15 protein-coding genes and 4 pseudogenes are annotated in these 15,270 nt (G+C 56.3%); 14 read left to right on the top strand and 5 right to left on the bottom strand.

Translation table 11 applies throughout. The features are described 5' to 3' along the window. Positions 1-396 precede the first annotated feature (396 nt). Positions 397-588, bottom strand: coding sequence for a hypothetical protein (locus AC3IX4_RS29700; RefSeq protein ID WP_489261409.1), 192 nt, complete (start codon positions 586-588; stop codon positions 397-399). Positions 589-939: 351 nt separating this feature from the next. On the opposite strand from AC3IX4_RS29700, the pseudogene AC3IX4_RS29705 reads away from it, so the two are divergent. Further along, positions 940-1,104: pseudogene (locus tag AC3IX4_RS29705) on the top strand (IS21 family transposase); the annotation flags it as partial. 103 nt (positions 1,105-1,207) lie between these two features. Beyond that, complete coding sequence (locus AC3IX4_RS29710; RefSeq protein WP_489261410.1) at positions 1,208-1,510, top strand: hypothetical protein; 303 nt, start codon at positions 1,208-1,210, stop codon at positions 1,508-1,510. Between the two features lie 16 nt (positions 1,511-1,526). On the opposite strand, the gene AC3IX4_RS29715 is transcribed toward AC3IX4_RS29710, so the two are convergent. Together AC3IX4_RS29715 and AC3IX4_RS29720 are read right to left on the bottom strand one after the other, a co-directional pair. Further along, positions 1,527-2,900, bottom strand: coding sequence for a heavy metal sensor histidine kinase (locus AC3IX4_RS29715; RefSeq protein WP_489261411.1), 1,374 nt, complete (start codon positions 2,898-2,900; stop codon positions 1,527-1,529). Beyond that, positions 2,897-3,580 carry a heavy metal response regulator transcription factor gene (locus AC3IX4_RS29720; RefSeq protein WP_489261412.1) on the bottom strand — a complete coding sequence of 228 codons (684 nt, stop codon included), beginning with the start codon at positions 3,578-3,580 and terminating at the stop codon, positions 2,897-2,899. Before AC3IX4_RS29720 ends, AC3IX4_RS29715 begins: the two co-directional genes overlap by 4 nt. Positions 3,581-3,787: 207 nt before the next feature. On the opposite strand from AC3IX4_RS29720, the gene AC3IX4_RS29725 reads away from it, so the two are divergent. The 10 genes and pseudogenes from AC3IX4_RS29725 to AC3IX4_RS29770 all read left to right on the top strand — a co-directional run bounded on the left by AC3IX4_RS29725 (position 3,788) and on the right by AC3IX4_RS29770 (position 11,236). Next, positions 3,788-4,147 (top strand): co-regulatory protein PtrA N-terminal domain-containing protein, encoded by a 360-nt coding sequence (locus tag AC3IX4_RS29725; RefSeq protein WP_489261413.1) that lies wholly within the window; start codon positions 3,788-3,790, stop codon positions 4,145-4,147. A 162-nt stretch (positions 4,148-4,309) separates the two neighbouring features. Beyond that, positions 4,310-4,854, top strand: a pseudogene (locus tag AC3IX4_RS29730) (cupredoxin domain-containing protein). 148 nt (positions 4,855-5,002) lie between these two features. Continuing rightward, positions 5,003-5,536 (top strand): cupredoxin domain-containing protein, encoded by a 534-nt coding sequence (locus AC3IX4_RS29735; protein ID WP_489261414.1) that lies wholly within the window; start codon positions 5,003-5,005, stop codon positions 5,534-5,536. Positions 5,537-5,634: 98 nt separating this feature from the next. After that, positions 5,635-5,845: pseudogene (locus AC3IX4_RS29740) on the top strand (DUF2933 domain-containing protein); the annotation flags it as partial. Positions 5,846-6,130: 285 nt separating this feature from the next. Beyond that, a complete protein-coding gene (locus AC3IX4_RS29745) occupies positions 6,131-6,325 on the top strand; it encodes a co-regulatory protein PtrA N-terminal domain-containing protein (protein ID WP_489261415.1) in 195 nt (64 codons plus the stop codon). A 196-nt stretch (positions 6,326-6,521) separates the two neighbouring features. Next, entirely contained in the window at positions 6,522-8,549 is a 2,028-nt protein-coding gene (locus AC3IX4_RS29750; RefSeq protein WP_489261416.1) for a copper resistance system multicopper oxidase, read from the top strand. Between the two features lie 12 nt (positions 8,550-8,561). Continuing rightward, the gene (locus tag AC3IX4_RS29755) at positions 8,562-8,858 is read left to right on the top strand and encodes a hypothetical protein (RefSeq protein ID WP_489261417.1); all 297 of its coding nucleotides are present in this window, start codon (positions 8,562-8,564) and stop codon (positions 8,856-8,858) included. Then, positions 8,848-9,948 (top strand): copper resistance protein B, encoded by a 1,101-nt coding sequence (locus AC3IX4_RS29760; RefSeq protein ID WP_489261418.1) that lies wholly within the window; start codon positions 8,848-8,850, stop codon positions 9,946-9,948. Before AC3IX4_RS29755 ends, AC3IX4_RS29760 begins: the two co-directional genes overlap by 11 nt. 9 nt (positions 9,949-9,957) lie before the next feature. Next, positions 9,958-10,791 carry a c-type cytochrome gene (locus AC3IX4_RS29765; protein WP_102599550.1) on the top strand — a complete coding sequence of 278 codons (834 nt, stop codon included), beginning with the start codon at positions 9,958-9,960 and terminating at the stop codon, positions 10,789-10,791. Continuing rightward, on the top strand, positions 10,781-11,236 hold the full coding sequence (locus tag AC3IX4_RS29770; RefSeq protein WP_489261419.1) for a DUF411 domain-containing protein: 456 nt from the start codon (positions 10,781-10,783) through the stop codon (positions 11,234-11,236). Before AC3IX4_RS29765 ends, AC3IX4_RS29770 begins: the two co-directional genes overlap by 11 nt. Positions 11,237-11,552: 316 nt before the next feature. On the opposite strand, the pseudogene AC3IX4_RS29775 reads toward AC3IX4_RS29770, so the two are convergent. Further along, positions 11,553-11,753: pseudogene (locus AC3IX4_RS29775) on the bottom strand (OprD family outer membrane porin); the annotation flags it as partial. 43 nt (positions 11,754-11,796) lie between these two features. Continuing rightward, on the bottom strand, positions 11,797-12,402 hold the full coding sequence (locus tag AC3IX4_RS29780; RefSeq protein ID WP_489261420.1) for a hypothetical protein: 606 nt from the start codon (positions 12,400-12,402) through the stop codon (positions 11,797-11,799). 379 nt (positions 12,403-12,781) lie between these two features. On the opposite strand from AC3IX4_RS29780, the gene AC3IX4_RS29785 reads away from it, so the two are divergent. Beyond that, positions 12,782-12,937, top strand: coding sequence for a hypothetical protein (locus AC3IX4_RS29785; protein ID WP_489261421.1), 156 nt, complete (start codon positions 12,782-12,784; stop codon positions 12,935-12,937). Positions 12,938-13,135: 198 nt separating this feature from the next. After that, complete coding sequence (locus tag AC3IX4_RS29790) at positions 13,136-15,259, top strand: TonB-dependent receptor (RefSeq protein ID WP_489261422.1); 2,124 nt, start codon at positions 13,136-13,138, stop codon at positions 15,257-15,259. The last annotated feature ends 11 nt before the right edge of the window (positions 15,260-15,270 follow it).

Raw genomic sequence — 15,270 nt, forward strand, 5'->3', positions numbered from 1 at the left:
GCCCGGGGCTCAGGCAAAAAGTGTTATCACGGATGGAGTCATCAGCGAATGATTCGGGGCATCCAATAGCATAGTGACTCGGCGAGCCGGCCAAGGATCAGTTTCGGCATCGCCAGCAGAGCGGGTCCATCTCAACGAACAGGGACGCTTCGATCGAAGCCAACGGCGTCGTCGATTCGCTGACTGAAACACCGCAGCCAGGGCAACTCCAGACCAAGGCAAGCCTTTGTCCAGCCTCCATTGCCATCAGTTCAACTCCACCGGAGGCCAGACCCATGTTTGCCGAATAGCTTTCGCAGCCTTGGCACTTCTCGCATACCGTGCTTTGGGAAGTAGGCCAGCCGCTACTGTCAATGGCTTTACCTGCCAATAGAACCACTTGGCAGTGATGGCGGCTCACGCAGCCACCTCGCAACTCAGAAAGAGCTGTTCCGCGCGTTCACGGCGTTTGAATCTGCCCAGCGTTTCGAGTCGGGTGCGGACGCGATACCAGTGACCGTCGAAGGTTAGAAACAGGGCAAGGGTGCTACCGGTCAAATTTGGGGTACGTCCAGTTTTGATGATTTCCTGGTTGTCGATTGCACTCATCAGCGTTACTCGGGGTTCAAACATTGCTTCGGGAATTGGTGTGAATGCAATGCCCTGTTCGCGAGAGTCAGGGCCTCTGCCCTACCTCCCGCTTACCGCCATTGAAAACATCGCGCTCTTTACCAGGTCCCCAAATCTGATGTGTGCTGCATGGGGATTGGTAAAGCGCCGGGGGCTCACTGCATTCGTTCCGAGTGTCTCACCACTTTTCAGAATGCAAGGGGTCTATCCATGCGTAAAATCCGAGAGGTACTACGCCTAAAGTTCGACGCCGGCCTGTCCGTGCGCAAGATCGCCGCCAGCCTTCGCATCAGCAGCGGCAGTGCCGGCAATTACCTGCATCGCTTCAACGCCAAGGCGCATCGCTACGAGCCGGACATCAATCCCAGTTATCGCGATCTGGCCGAGCACTACGGCGTCGCGGTGGTACCCGCTCGCGCCCGCAAGCCGAGGGATAAAGCCAAGGTCGAAGTCGGTGTGCAGGTGGTCGAGCGCTGGATCCTCGCGGCCCTGCGTACTCCGGCAACGCCTACTCCTTCAGCACACCAACCTCGGCGAACTGCAGGCTCAAGAGCGGCATCTGAAACAGGATAACGAGCGTCTGCAGAGCACCCTGCTTATGACTCAGGAGTTGTTCACCCAGAGCCGCAGCGCACATGAGCAGGTGGTACTTCAACTCACCGAGTTGAAACAAATGCATCAGGCACTGGAACAGCGCCATGGCCATAGCGAGCGGTGTTTGGCTGAGGCGCAGACGAACCTGGCCGTAAGCGAGCGGGAGCGTGCCCTGCTGGCGGAACGCTTAACCCAAGCTGAAACCCAACTGACCGAGTTGACCACTGACAAGCAGCTCCTCCTGCAAGATAACGCGGTGCTTTCCAGTCAACTTTCGGAGTCAAGGGCCAAGTGTGACCAGCCCTGACCATTTCCCGTGCCCCTCATAACGCCGGAAACTCCAGGTGGAAGGCGGTCCAGCCGTTGGCAGAGGTACACCAGATCTTGCCTTGATGAGCCTCAGCGATGGAGCGGGTAATAGCCAGGCCAAGCCCCGCATTGCTCGGATTGCCTTCGCGACGGGCGGGATCGGCGCGATAAAAACGGTCGAAGAGTTTACCCAGGTGCTCAGGCTTGATGGCCTCGCCAGGGTTCTCAACAGTTAAGGTGACGGCGTTACCAGTCTGACGGATCGTTACTGAAATCGTCTTCCCTTCGGGGGTATAACGCAGTGCATTGGACAGCAGATTAGAGATCGCACGATCCAGCATCAACTTGTCACCCAGGACATTGCCTGAACCGGATACGGTCAGGTGGATGCCGCACTCGTCCGCCAGCAGGTGGTAGTACTCGAACAGTTTGGCGACCACCTCGCTGAGCTCGATACGCGTCAGCTCCGGAATGATCAAGCCGTTGTCCGATTTAGCCAGGAACAGCATTTCGTCGATTATCCGCGACATGCGCTTCAGGTCTTCCAGGTTCGAGTAGAGGTTCTCTTCATAGGCTTCGATGTTTCGCTTTTTGGTGAGCACCACCTCTGTGTGTGTCATCAGGTTGCTCACCGGAGTACGCAGTTCATGGGCGATATCGGCAGAGAAATTCGAAAGCCGAACAAACGCATCATCTAGCCTGGCAAGCATCGCGTTGAACGAGGTGACCAACTTCTGCAGCTCAAGGGGGACTGGCTCCAGTGGGATACGCTCTTTCAGTGATCTGGCGGACATTGACGTAGCCACCTGGGTCACTTGCCGTAAAGGTCTCAGCCCACTGCGAGCGACTATCCAACCTAACGCGGCGCTTATTAGGGCGCTGATGATCAGCCCGATCCAAAACCATCGCTGCAGCGTCTCAAAGAAGTGCATGTGATTGGTGACGTCGAGGATCAGCAAGGCTGTGAGGGGCTCGGGCTGATAAGGGCCAGACACTTGCGCTGTCATCCCGCGGTACATGTGCCCGCCTTCTTGCCATTCCCACATGCCGCGGTCAGGGTGAAGTCGATATTTCTCGGGGACATTGAAAGGCCTCGGCTCGGCAAAAAGCACTGTGCCATCATTTGCGAGGATGATCGCCGCTAGGTCTTCATGCGCCCCCAGCAGGGCATTAAGCTGAGGCTGCACCTCAATGAAACCTGCGCGACCACGTGTGCTGCTCAAAATTTTCTGAGTCGATTCGAGCTTTTCAACCAGCGTTTGCCGATCGAGCATTCTGAAGTGATGCCGACTGAGCTCATTGAAGCTCAGTCCTGCTACGGTGAGGACGGCGATCACCGCAAACATGAACATCAAGCTCATGCGCGCTGTCAGTGACAGATGGTTCATTTCGACTCCGGGGCATCAAGCATATAGCCCATACCTCGGGCGGTATGAATCAATTTCAGGTCGAAATCATCGTCTATTTTCGCTCGCAAACGCCGAACAGCAACTTCGATCACATTGGTATCGCTATCGAAATTCATGTCCCAGACCTGAGAAGCGATCAAAGACTTCGGAAGCACTTCGCCGCGTCGGCGCAGCAGTAGTTCGAGCAACGAGAATTCCTTTGCCGTCAGGTCAATCCGCTTTCCACTGCGTACGGCACGACGTTTCAGCAGATCGACTTCAAGATCTGCTATTTTCATGGTGGTCTGCGTGGGCGAGCTATTGCCCCGGCGGAGCAGCGTCCTGACCCGGGCTAACAATTCGGAAAAGGCGAAGGGCTTGACCAAATAGTCGTCGGCACCCAGCTCCAATCCTTTGACGCGATCTTCGACGCCGTCACGTGCCGTCAGAAACAGCACCGGGACATCCTTCCCCGCTGCTCGCACCATCCGCAGCACGTCCCAGCCGTCCAGGCCCGGCATCATCACGTCCAGAATCAACAGGTCATACGCTTCGCTCAGTGCATGCTGAAGTGCATCCGTTCCGGTCATGACGCGGTCGACGTTGAACCCAGCCTCAGTGAGGCCCTGCTGCAGGTAAGTGCCTATTTTTGGCTCATCTTCAGCTACCAGAAGTTTCATGTGGGCGGTTTCCAAATTTAGAGTGACCTGAGTGTGCAGCCAAATGACACCCCCAACCTGAAGCTTACAAAAATGTAATCCTAGTTTCAGGCCTCTGTCAGGTAGCTTTGTCTAGAGTTTAAGCATGAGCACTAGGTTGTGCTCTCGGCCCTCGTATGAACAACAACCAGAGGTGCCGGCCACAGCTTCTTGTGAGGAGACTGCCTTATGAAACTGCTTAAATATCTGCTTCTGGTTGGTTCGCTCCTGCTGTCCTCAGCTGTCTGGGCAGAAGGCGGGAGTGATCGCACCTTCGAGCGCATTGAAAAACTGCGGGATAAGGCTGAAACCGTATTGATCCAGGCGGAGAAGGCTCCCCCTGGCCAGCGCCATGTGCACATGAAGGAGCACATGAAGATGCTCGACGAGATGATGAGCCAGCTTCACAACGAACACCCAGCTCCCGGTATATCTGCGCAAGAGCATCTCGCTTGGATGGAAAAGCACGACAAATTGGTGGATGACGCCCTCGGGCAGATGATGCGGGAGCACAAGCTAATGATGGCTGACAAAGAGTGCCATCGATAAGAATCCCCCTTCAAGGCCTTCCGTGATTGCTCCTTTGGCCTAGCGGCGCCACAACGGCGCCGCGTTTTTTCAAGCTGACCAATTTGTAGTTTTGGGGTAAGCCCCCCGGCAGGAATCGGGGGAGTAGCATGAGATTTCCAACCACCTCCGTGAGGTTTCATCATGAAACGTTCACGTCTCCAACTGTTGATCACCGCACTTCTTTTCGGAGCGGCAACTCCAGCCTTTGCGCAAACTCCCGGCAGTGAATCCAGCATTGGCCGACAGGCCCAAGCAACCCCTGCTACGCGTACCGTTTTCGTCAAGATGGATGACATTAACTTCGGCCAGAAGTCGATCGATGTGAAGCCTGGCGAAACCGTCCGCTTCGTATTGAAGAACGAAGGGGCGCTGATGCACGAATTCAACATCGGCAAAGCCGTATGGCAGCTGGAACATCAACGCGAGATGGCGGCGCTATTCAAAGACGGCACGCTGACGCCGACGGGCAAGGCGAAGTCAATCGTCTGGCGGGAGCACTTCACTGCCCCTAGCGATTCCGATCCTCCGGGATATCCGGAGGTCATTGAGGCAAAACATGACGATCCTAACGCCATCCTCGTTGAGCCTGGGACGACGAAGGAATTCGTCTGGACATTCGCCGATGCGTCCACACCCTTCCGGGACCTTACCAGGCTGGGATGGTGGGTGAGTTCGTAAGGCGTTGAATCGACGACCAGGTGCCCCGGCGTTGTGTGCCGGGCCGCACCTGATCTCAGCTAACTCTGCCTATGTAATTTTTGCGTAAGTAAGCTGGCAGCTCAGCCTGGCTAGCATCAAAGGCGTTTTAAACCACGCCGTCCTGCGAGGTTCACCATGAAAGCTAAGCCCGCTTTCCTGCTTCTCGTTTCCAGCCTTATGTTTTCCGCGTCTGCAGCCATCGCCAGCCCGAACTACGTTAATGTAGACATCGGTCAGCCAGGCAATGCCCAAAAGGTTGATCGCACCATCGAATTGAAGATGGGCGATAGCTTCTTCGAGCCAAAGAGCATTGATGTCAAACCGGGCGAAACAATCCGCTTCGTGCTCAAAAACGAGGGTACGCTGCTACACGAATTCAACTTGGGTACGGTCGCCGCTCATGCCGCCCACCAGAAGGTAATGGCAGCCATGATACAGAAGGGAACGCTTTCTCCGACTGGCACCCACGACATGAGCAACATGGGGCCTGCCATGGGTGGGAAAAAGATGGTCAGCAAGGAACACGACGAGCCGAACAGCGTCTTGATCGAGCCGGGAGCCACCGAAGAATTGGTGTGGACCTTCACCAAGACGACCGGTCTTGAGTTCGCTTGCAACCTCCCCGGTCATTACCAATCGGGGATGGTCGGCAAAGTGAACATTCGTTGAGTTCGGATTGATAGGCGTCAGCAACTGGCTATCAGTAGAGCCAATTCTATCTCACTGTGCCAAACGATATCGCCTCAAACCAACCGAAGATTTGAATCATGGACCACTCCCATCACCATTCCAGCGCTGAGCCGCCATTCTGGAAAAGTAAGATTGGCATCGCGCTGATCATGCTGGCCGTAATCGGGGGGGTATGTGGCCCGTGAACATTACGGCCACCTCTCCCAAGCATTGCCTTACTTGATTCTGTTGCTGTGTCCGCTGATGCATAGTTTCGGCCATAACCATGGTAGCTGCTCGCAGGAGAGCGTGTTCACAAAACTATTTACTGTCACTGACCCGAAGAAGCTTAGGCATCGCTGCCAGGCATGCCATACAACGAATTCGCGCAGACTTCATGAAGGCATGAGGAGACACTACAGAGCAGTGTGGAGGCTCGACAAGAAAGAAATAGAAACCTGATAGAACTGTAATGTTCAGCTCAGGTTTATGACAGGTCGGTCTCGTTAATGTTACTTCGAGCCTGAAGCTCTACTCCTGATAGCGACCCAATCTGGTTGCCGGGATTATTGAACTGAATCGAGGAATATCCAGATGAAACCAATCAAAGCCCTGTTCGTAGTCGCCGCTCTTACCGCTTCTTCTTTGGCAATGGCCGAAGGTGGCGGTGACCGTATGGAGCAGGTCCGCAAAGCATCGATGGAAGCTTATCAAGTGGCTCAGCAGCAGAAAGCAGAGTCGCCAGTTGCGGATAGCAAGGGCAAATCGACCGATCACGCTAATTGCTAACAAGTGACCAACCTTACAGAAATGTAATCACCTAGGCGGTTGGAATATGGCAGCTTCTTCAGTTCGCTGTCGAATCTATCTGAAAATAGCGGCAGCAGGTAAGACTGATAGGGAAAACCTCCCAAGATGAAGCTGCTCATCACCTGTTGTCATGGTTGTACATCCCTGGTTCCTCTGACTGATTGGACATAACCGCATGCAATGTAAAACCTCAAGGCGAACCTTCGTTAAAGGCCTGGCCGCCACCGGCATCCTCGGAGGCCTAGGCTTGTGGCGTACACCCGTTTGGGCAGTGACCAGCCCTGGTCAGCCCAACGTGCTGACCGGCTCCGAGTTCGATCTATTTATTGGTGAGACACCGGTGAATATCACAGGTGCGGCCCGAACCGCGATGACCATCAACGGTTCTATTCCTGGACCAACTCTGCGCTGGCGGGAAGGCGACACCGTCACGCTGCGCGTGAAGAACCGTCTGAACGAAGACACCTCAATTCACTGGCACGGTATCCTTTTGCCAGCCAACATGGATGGTGTGCCCGGCCTGAGCTTCCACGGCATCGCGCCCGATGGCATGTACGAATACAAATTCACGGTCAAACAAAATGGTACCTATTGGTATCACAGTCACTCTGGATTGCAGGAGCAAGCCGGCGTTTACGGTGCCCTGGTCATTGATGCCAAGAAGCCTGAGCCGTTCAGCTATGATCGCGATTACGTGGTGATGCTGTCTGACTGGACCGATGAAGATCCCGCTCGGGTCCTGGCCAAGCTCAAGAAGCAGTCGGATTACTACAACTTTCACAAGCGCACCGTGGGCGACTTTATCAACGACGTGAGCGAGAACGGCTGGGCTGCGACAGTTTCGGATCGGAAGATGTGGGCCGAGATGAAGATGAGCCCCACCGACCTCGCCGACGTCAGCGGCTACACCTACACCTACCTCATGAACGGTCAGGCACCTGACGGGAACTGGACCGGCATCTTCAAGCCGGGCGAAAAACTTCGTTTGCGCTTCATTAACGGCTCGGCCATGAGCTATTTCGACGTCCGGATTCCGGGTCTGAAAATGACAGTGGTGGCCGCCGACGGTCAGTACGTCAAGCCGGTCAGCGTCGACGAATTCCGTATCGCCGTGGCCGAGACCTACGACGTGATTGTCGAGCTCGCTAACCAGGAGGCCTACACGATTTTTGCCCAATCCATGGACCGCACCGGCTATGCCCGCGGTACCTTGGCCATCCGTGAAGGTATGAGTGCTCCGGTCCCTGAAATCGATCCTCGTCCCCTGATCGCCATGGGCGACATGGGTATGGATCACGGAAGCATGGGCGGCATGGACGGCATGGACCACGGCAGCATGCAGGGCGGCAAGGGCATGGACCATAGCAAGATGTCCGGCATGGACCAGGGTGACATGGCCGGCATGGATCACAGCAAGATGGCCGGTATGGGCTCTGGTGGTATGCAAGGTGACATGGCGGGCATGGACCATAGCAAGATGGCCGGCATGGACCAGGGCGACATGGCCGGCATGGATCACAGCAAGATGGCCGGTATGGGCTCTGGTGGTATGCAAGGTGACATGGCGGGCATGGACCATAGCAAGATGTCCGGCATGGACCAGGGCGACATGGCCGGCATGGATCACAGCAAAATGGCCGGTATGGACCACTCAGGAATGGCTGGAATGGGCGGGGGCATGCAGTCGCATCCGGCGTCTGAAACCAATAACCCACTGGTCGATATGCAGACCATGACCCCGACTCACAAGCTGAACGATCCGGGTATTGGCCTGCGTAACAACGGTCGCCGCGTCCTGACCTATTCCGATCTGAGAAGCACCTTTCCCGACCCGGATGGCCGTGAGCCCAGCCGGACTATCGAGTTGCACCTCACTGGGCACATGGAAAAGTTTTCCTGGTCGTTCGACGGCATCAAGTTCTCGGATGCGGAACCGCTGCGCCTGAAGTACGGCGAGCGGGTTCGAATCACCTTAGTCAACGACACCATGATGACCCACCCCATCCATCTCCACGGTATGTGGAGTGACCTTGAGGATGAGAACGGCAAGTTCATGGTTCGCAAGCACACGATCGATATGCCGCCAGGTACGAAGCGCAGCTATCGAGTTACTGCCGATGCCCTCGGCCGCTGGGCCTACCACTGCCACCTGCTGCTCCACATGGAAATGGGTATGTTTCGTGAAGTTCGTGTGGACGAGTAAAGGAGATTTCTGATGAGTACATTTCTGAAGCGCAAAACCTTGATTAGCAGTGCCATCGCACTTGGTTTGCTGGGCGCGATGCAACTGCCTGCTGCGTTCGCCGGTGAAGGCGAGCACTCCACAGCCGCATCCCACGACTCTGGAAACAGGGGGGCAGTTCAGCCGCCTGGGCAATCCTCAGATAGCCCACAGATGAACGATGGCAAAATGGATCACGGCTCGATGGACCATGACGACAAGGATCACGACAAGAAGAAGCCTGAGCACGACGCCAACGAAGCTGAAGCGGGTTCGAACCATGACCACTAGGTTTTCACGCCCCACTTTCATCGCGCTGACAGCGTCGTTGTGCGCGATGACTGGCGGCTTGGCCAATGCAGCCGAAACGATGGATCATTCGATGCCTCAGCCCCCAGCGGCTAAGCAAAGTGCGTCCAGTACCGGGCAAATAGATCATTCCGCGATGGGACATGGCACGATGCCGTCGCAGGATGACGGCAAAATGGACCACGGTTCTATGGGTCACAGCCAGATGAAGCAGGGCCAAAAGGCCCAGAACAAGCCGGCCGCTATGGACCATAGCAAGATGAATCACGGCGCTATGCAAGGTCAAATGGATTCCATGGATCACAGCACCATGGATCATAGTCAGATGAATCATGATGACGCAGAGACCCCAAGGACCACCAGCCGCAGCCCAATCCCGGTTCTAACGGACGCAGATCGTGAAGCCGCGTTTCCGCCCTTGCCGGGCCACAAGGTGCACGACAGTGCCATCAACAACTTTTTCCTGCTCGACCAGCTCGAATACCAGGATGCCGATGAAGGCAGCACACTAGCCTGGGATGCGATCGGTTGGATCGGCGGAGACATCAATCGTCTCTGGCTCCGCTCCGAGGGCGAACGCACCAATGGCGTCACCGAAGATGCTGAGCTGCAGGCCTTGTACGGGCACTCGATCGGTCCTTGGTGGGATGTCGTCGCGGGTGTCCGCCAGGACTTCAAACCGGAGTCGCCGCAGACTTGGGCCGCCTTCGGCATTCAGGGCTTGGCCCTCTACAACTTCGAAGCTGAAGCAACCGCTTTCATCGGCGAGAACGGCCAGACCGCCGCTCGATTAGAAGGCGAATACGACATTCTGCTCACCAATCGCCTGATCTTGCAGCCGACAGCCGAAGTGAATTTCTACGGCAAAAACGATCCTCAGCGTGGGATTGGTTCTGGTTTGGCCAATACCGAAGTGGGCTTGCGACTGCGCTACGAGATTGTTCGTGAATTTGCTCCCTATATCGGAGTCACCTGGAGTCGCACCTATGGCAACACCGCCGATTTTGCCGGCGACGAAGGGGAAGATACCAACGAGGCGCGATTTGTAGCAGGTATTCGCATATGGTTCTAAGGGGCGGACATGAAAAGAACAATTAAGACCTTAGTGGCGGCGGGCGTCGTCGGAAGCACTGCGGTAGTTGCCGGGGCCTATTTTGGCCTGGTCAATGTTGGTGCCGATGATCCCCACTTCCCAGCCGTGTATGCATTCCTGTCGATGGCCCGTGATCGTTCTATTGAGGTGCGCTCCCAGGACATTCAGGTTCCCAACCTCAATGGCGAGGCCATGATCCGTGCCGGGGCAGGCAACTACAACTCCATGTGTATTGGCTGCCACTTGGCCCCAGGTGTCGCCCAGACCGAACTAAGCCAAGCTCTCTATCCAGCTCCGCCGAACCTGGCCAAGGTCGGTGTCGATGCTAATCCGGCTGCAACCTTCTGGGTGATCAAGCATGGCATCAAAGCCACGGGCATGCCTGCTTGGGGCAAGAGCATGGGCGATCAGTACATCTGGGGCATGGTGGCATTCTTAAACGAATTGCCAAAACTTAATGCTGAACAGTATCGAGCCCTGGTTGCATCAAGCGGCGGTCACGAGCATGGGGGCGGCGAAACCCAGATGCACAACCATGAGGGGCAGCATAAAAGCGCCAGCGCCGATCACCATGCTTCGGACAGTTCAGCAGTAAATGCCAATGGCGACCATCACGGCGATGCTGCAGGCGGTGCGGATCATCACTCCTCGAATACCGCTGAGCCTGCAAACGGTGCAGATCACCATGCTGCAGATAGCTCAAAGGCGAAAAGCGGTGCCGGTCATCATGACACCGGGCATGCCCATGAGGAAAAGGCCCCGGTAGCTGCCCCCAAAACTCACACCCATGCCGATGGCAAAGAGCACGTACATGAAAGTTAAAAGCAAAGGGGCGCGCCTGGCGGTGCTGGCCGCCTTGTTCATAGCGTCGACCGCTCAAGCAGCGGATGCCCTGACAATCGATGTGCACCGTGATGCCAACTGCGGATGCTGCAAAAAATGGATCTCGCACCTCGAAGCGAACGGCTTCCAGGTTATCGATCATGTTGAGCACGACATGACCTCGGTTAAGCAGCGACTGGGCGTTGCTCCGCAGCTGGCTTCATGCCATACCGCAGTGATCGATGGTAAGTTCGTAGAGGGCCACGTGCCTGCTGCCCAGGTCATCGAGCTTTCCAAGCGAAATGATCTGGTCGGCATAGCCGTTCCTGGAATGCCGGCGGGCTCGCCTGGAATGGAGGCAGGTGGCACCCAGCACGCCTATCAAGTGACCGGATTGACCAAGGCCGGTACCGACCAAGTCATTGCCGACTACCCCACCAAGTAGCATCTCTGCTAGATGCCGAGCGCTCGACTTTCCCTCTCAAGGTCGGGCGCTCGGAATCCTGGCAACGCGCTCCGTAAACACCCATTTTCTCCAAAAGAAGCCAGCCGCCTGCCGAGGCTGATGGCCGCTTTATGGACAATTATGCTCGCGTTTATAATTTATGCTGCCAAGCATAATTGTCTATAAACCTAAGCATCCTCGTTCCTCTTCAGGCCCTGGATGGTTAGAAATAGGCTGTTGTAGAGCCGGATGGCTCATCGTCTTCCTTGGTACGAAAAAAAGGCGAGCGCCGGTGGAGGCCGCTCGCCGACGTAGCTTAAAGCACTGCGAGCGGGTATTCGACGATGAGGCGAACCTCATCCAGATCCGACTCGAAATCGGTTGCGCAGGTAGTCGCTTGGCGCATGCGGAAGGACACGTCCTTCAGTGTTCCTGCTTGAACAACCTAATTGGCTTCGATGTCGCTCTCCCAACGCTTTTGATTGGTCAGCGGATTGCCGTCCTCGTCGCGACGCATGGCCAGGTGGCCTCATGCCGGCAGATCAGTCTGCTGTCATGCTTTAGGAGACGAAAGAATACTCTGGGCGCAAGGTCGGGGCCAGAGCGCTGGCACGAACCCACAGATGCGCCTTGAGCACTGCCCCCGCTGCCTTCATTTCGCTTAACACCGAAAGTGAACCATTGCTCAGGACCGCCTCAAAACCTGTGTCCATGATGGCGAATTTAGATTGGTCAACGACCGCTCCCACCCTGGACAATAGATCCTGACGCAGCGCGGATATCACGCTGATTGTGCTGATCGTTCCATACAGTCCATGGCCCAAGTAGAGGCTGAAATCAAATCGCAAAGCGTTATAGCGGTCCGGCCTGTACTGAACTTGCGAGAGGACGGCATCGCACGAGATTAGGCGATGAGAACCTTTGTTGGTCGTCTTCACGGGCTCCCCACGATGGAGCTTATGCTTAGCGTGGGCCTCCTCAAGAAACCCCTTTACCAGGGTCAACAGCTCCGGCGCGGAATCAGTGTAGTCAGGCCAGGCCACAGGTGTGGTGGGGTGTTGTTCAAGCATGTGTTTCTTCCCATTCCCCAGCGAGCTCAACGAGCCGCTCAAGTGAAAATTGTTCGCTAGGCTGATCCGAGTCGGATAGCCAAGAGATGAATCCATGGATCGCCTCCTGGGGTGCCCCTGTGGTGTTGGCCAAGGCCACAACAGCTTCTCCAGAGCTCGGAAGCTCAGCGCCGGCGTTTTCTAACCCAACCACGAAGGGCATCACGGCCGCGACCACCAACTTGGTCCACAAGGGAACGATGATGACCTTGCCAAGGTCCAGGCCGAAGCAAAACCTCACCCTGAGCGATCCGCCATTCTCCGTATGATCGACTGAGCCTGCAGCTCTCCCAATTTCTTTGTGGAGTTTCAGACGGCGGGTGGAGTGCCCTCGCCTAACGAAAGCCCTGCTCCCTCGACTATAAAATCGCCCGCAGCCAACAACGCTTCGGGCGTTTCGAATCTGCACCATCAGCCTAGTAACCCGAGGCAAACCATGTCAGTTCCCCCAGCAAAACCCCAGCTCGATCTGTTCGAGCATGTTGAAAATGCGTTCAAGGCGAACCCAAACCGCCCTCTAGCCTATGAGTTCCGCATCCTCTCACTTGCCTTCAGCGACGCCGCTGAATCGGATAATTTCCGGCCCCGTTGAGCAGTCATGAAGAGCTGTTGCATATCCCGATGGACTTTGATCCAGAGCAGAAGATTGGCAAGCGCGTGGCGCAGAGGCCATCGATTAAATTGAGACGATCGTTCTGATTAGCGTCAATTATTTGTATCGGAATGATATGTATTTACTTACAAAAGATAATCGTTATCATCTGTGCGATAATTCATCCAAAAGGTGTCCATGGTGGCTCGATCGCGCATTTACCCAGTCTCTCTGTCGTTGCTGGGCGTTCTGGTTGTACCTGATTTACAGGCAGAAACGGAGTCTGCTCTAACCCTACCGGCAACCGCTGTGAACAGTGAGTACAGCGAGCAGAGCTACATGCCGACCGAGAGCAGGAGCGCACTGAAGATCGATGCCCCGCTACGAGATATCCCGCAAACCGTCAACGTGATTCCCCAGAGCGTCATCAAGGATCAGGGGGCGCAGTCGATGGAAGACGTGCTGAAGAATGTCCCCGGTATCGGCCTGTCCAATGGTGACGGCCAGCGCGACCAGGTCACCATCCGTGGTTTCAGTGCCATTGGCGACATGTACATCGACGGCATTCGTGACGATGCGCTGTACTTCCGGGATCTGTCCAACGTCGAGCGGGTGGAAGTGATCAAGGGGCCGGCCGCGGTGCTCTACGGCCGAGGCTCTTCGGGGGGGCTGATCAACAGCATCAGCAAGACACCTAACTTCGCCCCCAAGCAGGAGGTCGGCGTCAGTGTCGACAGCGAGGGTAAAAAACGCACTCAGTTCGATGCCGGTTGGGCCGATCAGCAGCAAGGCGATAAAGCCTTTCGTGTGACAGGCGCGTTGGAGAACAGTGACACCTTCCGGGATGACGGCTACATCGACCGCAAGGCTATCGCACCGTCGGCCTACTTCAAGCTCTCGGATGATCTGGAGCTGAACCTGGGCGCTACCTATCTGTATGACAAGCGCCTGATCGACTTCGGCATCCCGGCACGAGGCGACCGTCCGGTCGACGTGGATCGCGACAAGCGCTTCGGTGCCGCTGATCCAGATGATGACTACACCCGCAGCGAGGTGTTCTCGTTCACGGCCGGCGTCGATTACCGGATCAATGACGATTTCAGCCTGAGCAATACCAGTCGCTACTACCACTACGACCTGGATCGTAACAACACACTCGCTGACTCCAGCCCGACACGTTTCGTCACTGCTCCCAATGGTGAACTGCTGGTAAAACTGAACCGCGGCAACGTGCAGCGCAAGGAAGACGGGTGGTTCAACCAGACCGAACTCAAGCAGCGCGCCGTGCTCGCCGGGATGAACCATAACCTGCTCTATGGTGTGGAGCTGGGGCGGCAGGTGAAGGACCAGTCCGTATTCAGCCAATCCAATGTGGCCAGGGTGCCGGTGTACCGCGATGCCTTGGTCGACGTGCCGTTCCAGGCCAACCGACAAACCGCCAAGGGCACCAATACCCAGGACACTGCCGGGTTCTACGTGCAGGACCTGATCGAACTGGCCCCGCAATGGAAGGCTCTGCTGGGTGTGCGTTATGACGTGTTCGACCAGGAATACGCCGATGACCTGACGCACAGCAAGCTGTCGCGCACCGATACTACCTGGAGCCCGCGAGTCGGTCTGGTCTATCAGCCTGATCAAGTGCAGTCCTATTACGTCTCGGTGAGCCGCTCCTACCAACCCTCCGCCGAGATGTTCGCCCTGAGTACGACGAACCAGGATCTCGAACCCGAGGAGACCACCAACTTCGAGATCGGCGGCAAGTGGGATCTGCTCGACAATCGCCTGGCGTTGACGGCGGCGCTGTTCCGTCTGGAACGCACCAATATGAAAACCAGCGATCCGGCGAACCCGACCAAACTGGTGCTTGCGGGTGAGCAGCGCACCGATGGCCTTGAGCTGACCGCCAGCGGGCAGTTGAGTGACAAATGGCAGGTCTATGCCGGTTACGCCTATCTGGATGCCGAGATCACCAAGTCCAACAGCCGCACCAACGGTGTCGCCAACGAAGGCCAGGTACCCACCTTGACGCCACGCCACAGCGCCAACCTGTGGTTGGTGCGTTCGCTGACACAAACCTGGCGTGTGGGCATGGGGGCCAACTATGTCGATGATCGCTACACCGCATTGGATAACACGGTGGTCATGCCGGCTTACACAACAGTGGACGCCGCGCTGCTGTACAACCAGCCGAAATGGGACATGGCCCTGCGTCTGCGCAACGTTTTCGACAAGGACTATTACGCCTCGGCGCATGGCTCGGTGGATCTGATCACGCCTGGTGCGCCACGGACGCTGGAGCTGAGCACCAACTACCGCTTCTGAGTACGGACCTG

Source organism: Pseudomonas sp. KH_021, assembly GCF_057838865.1.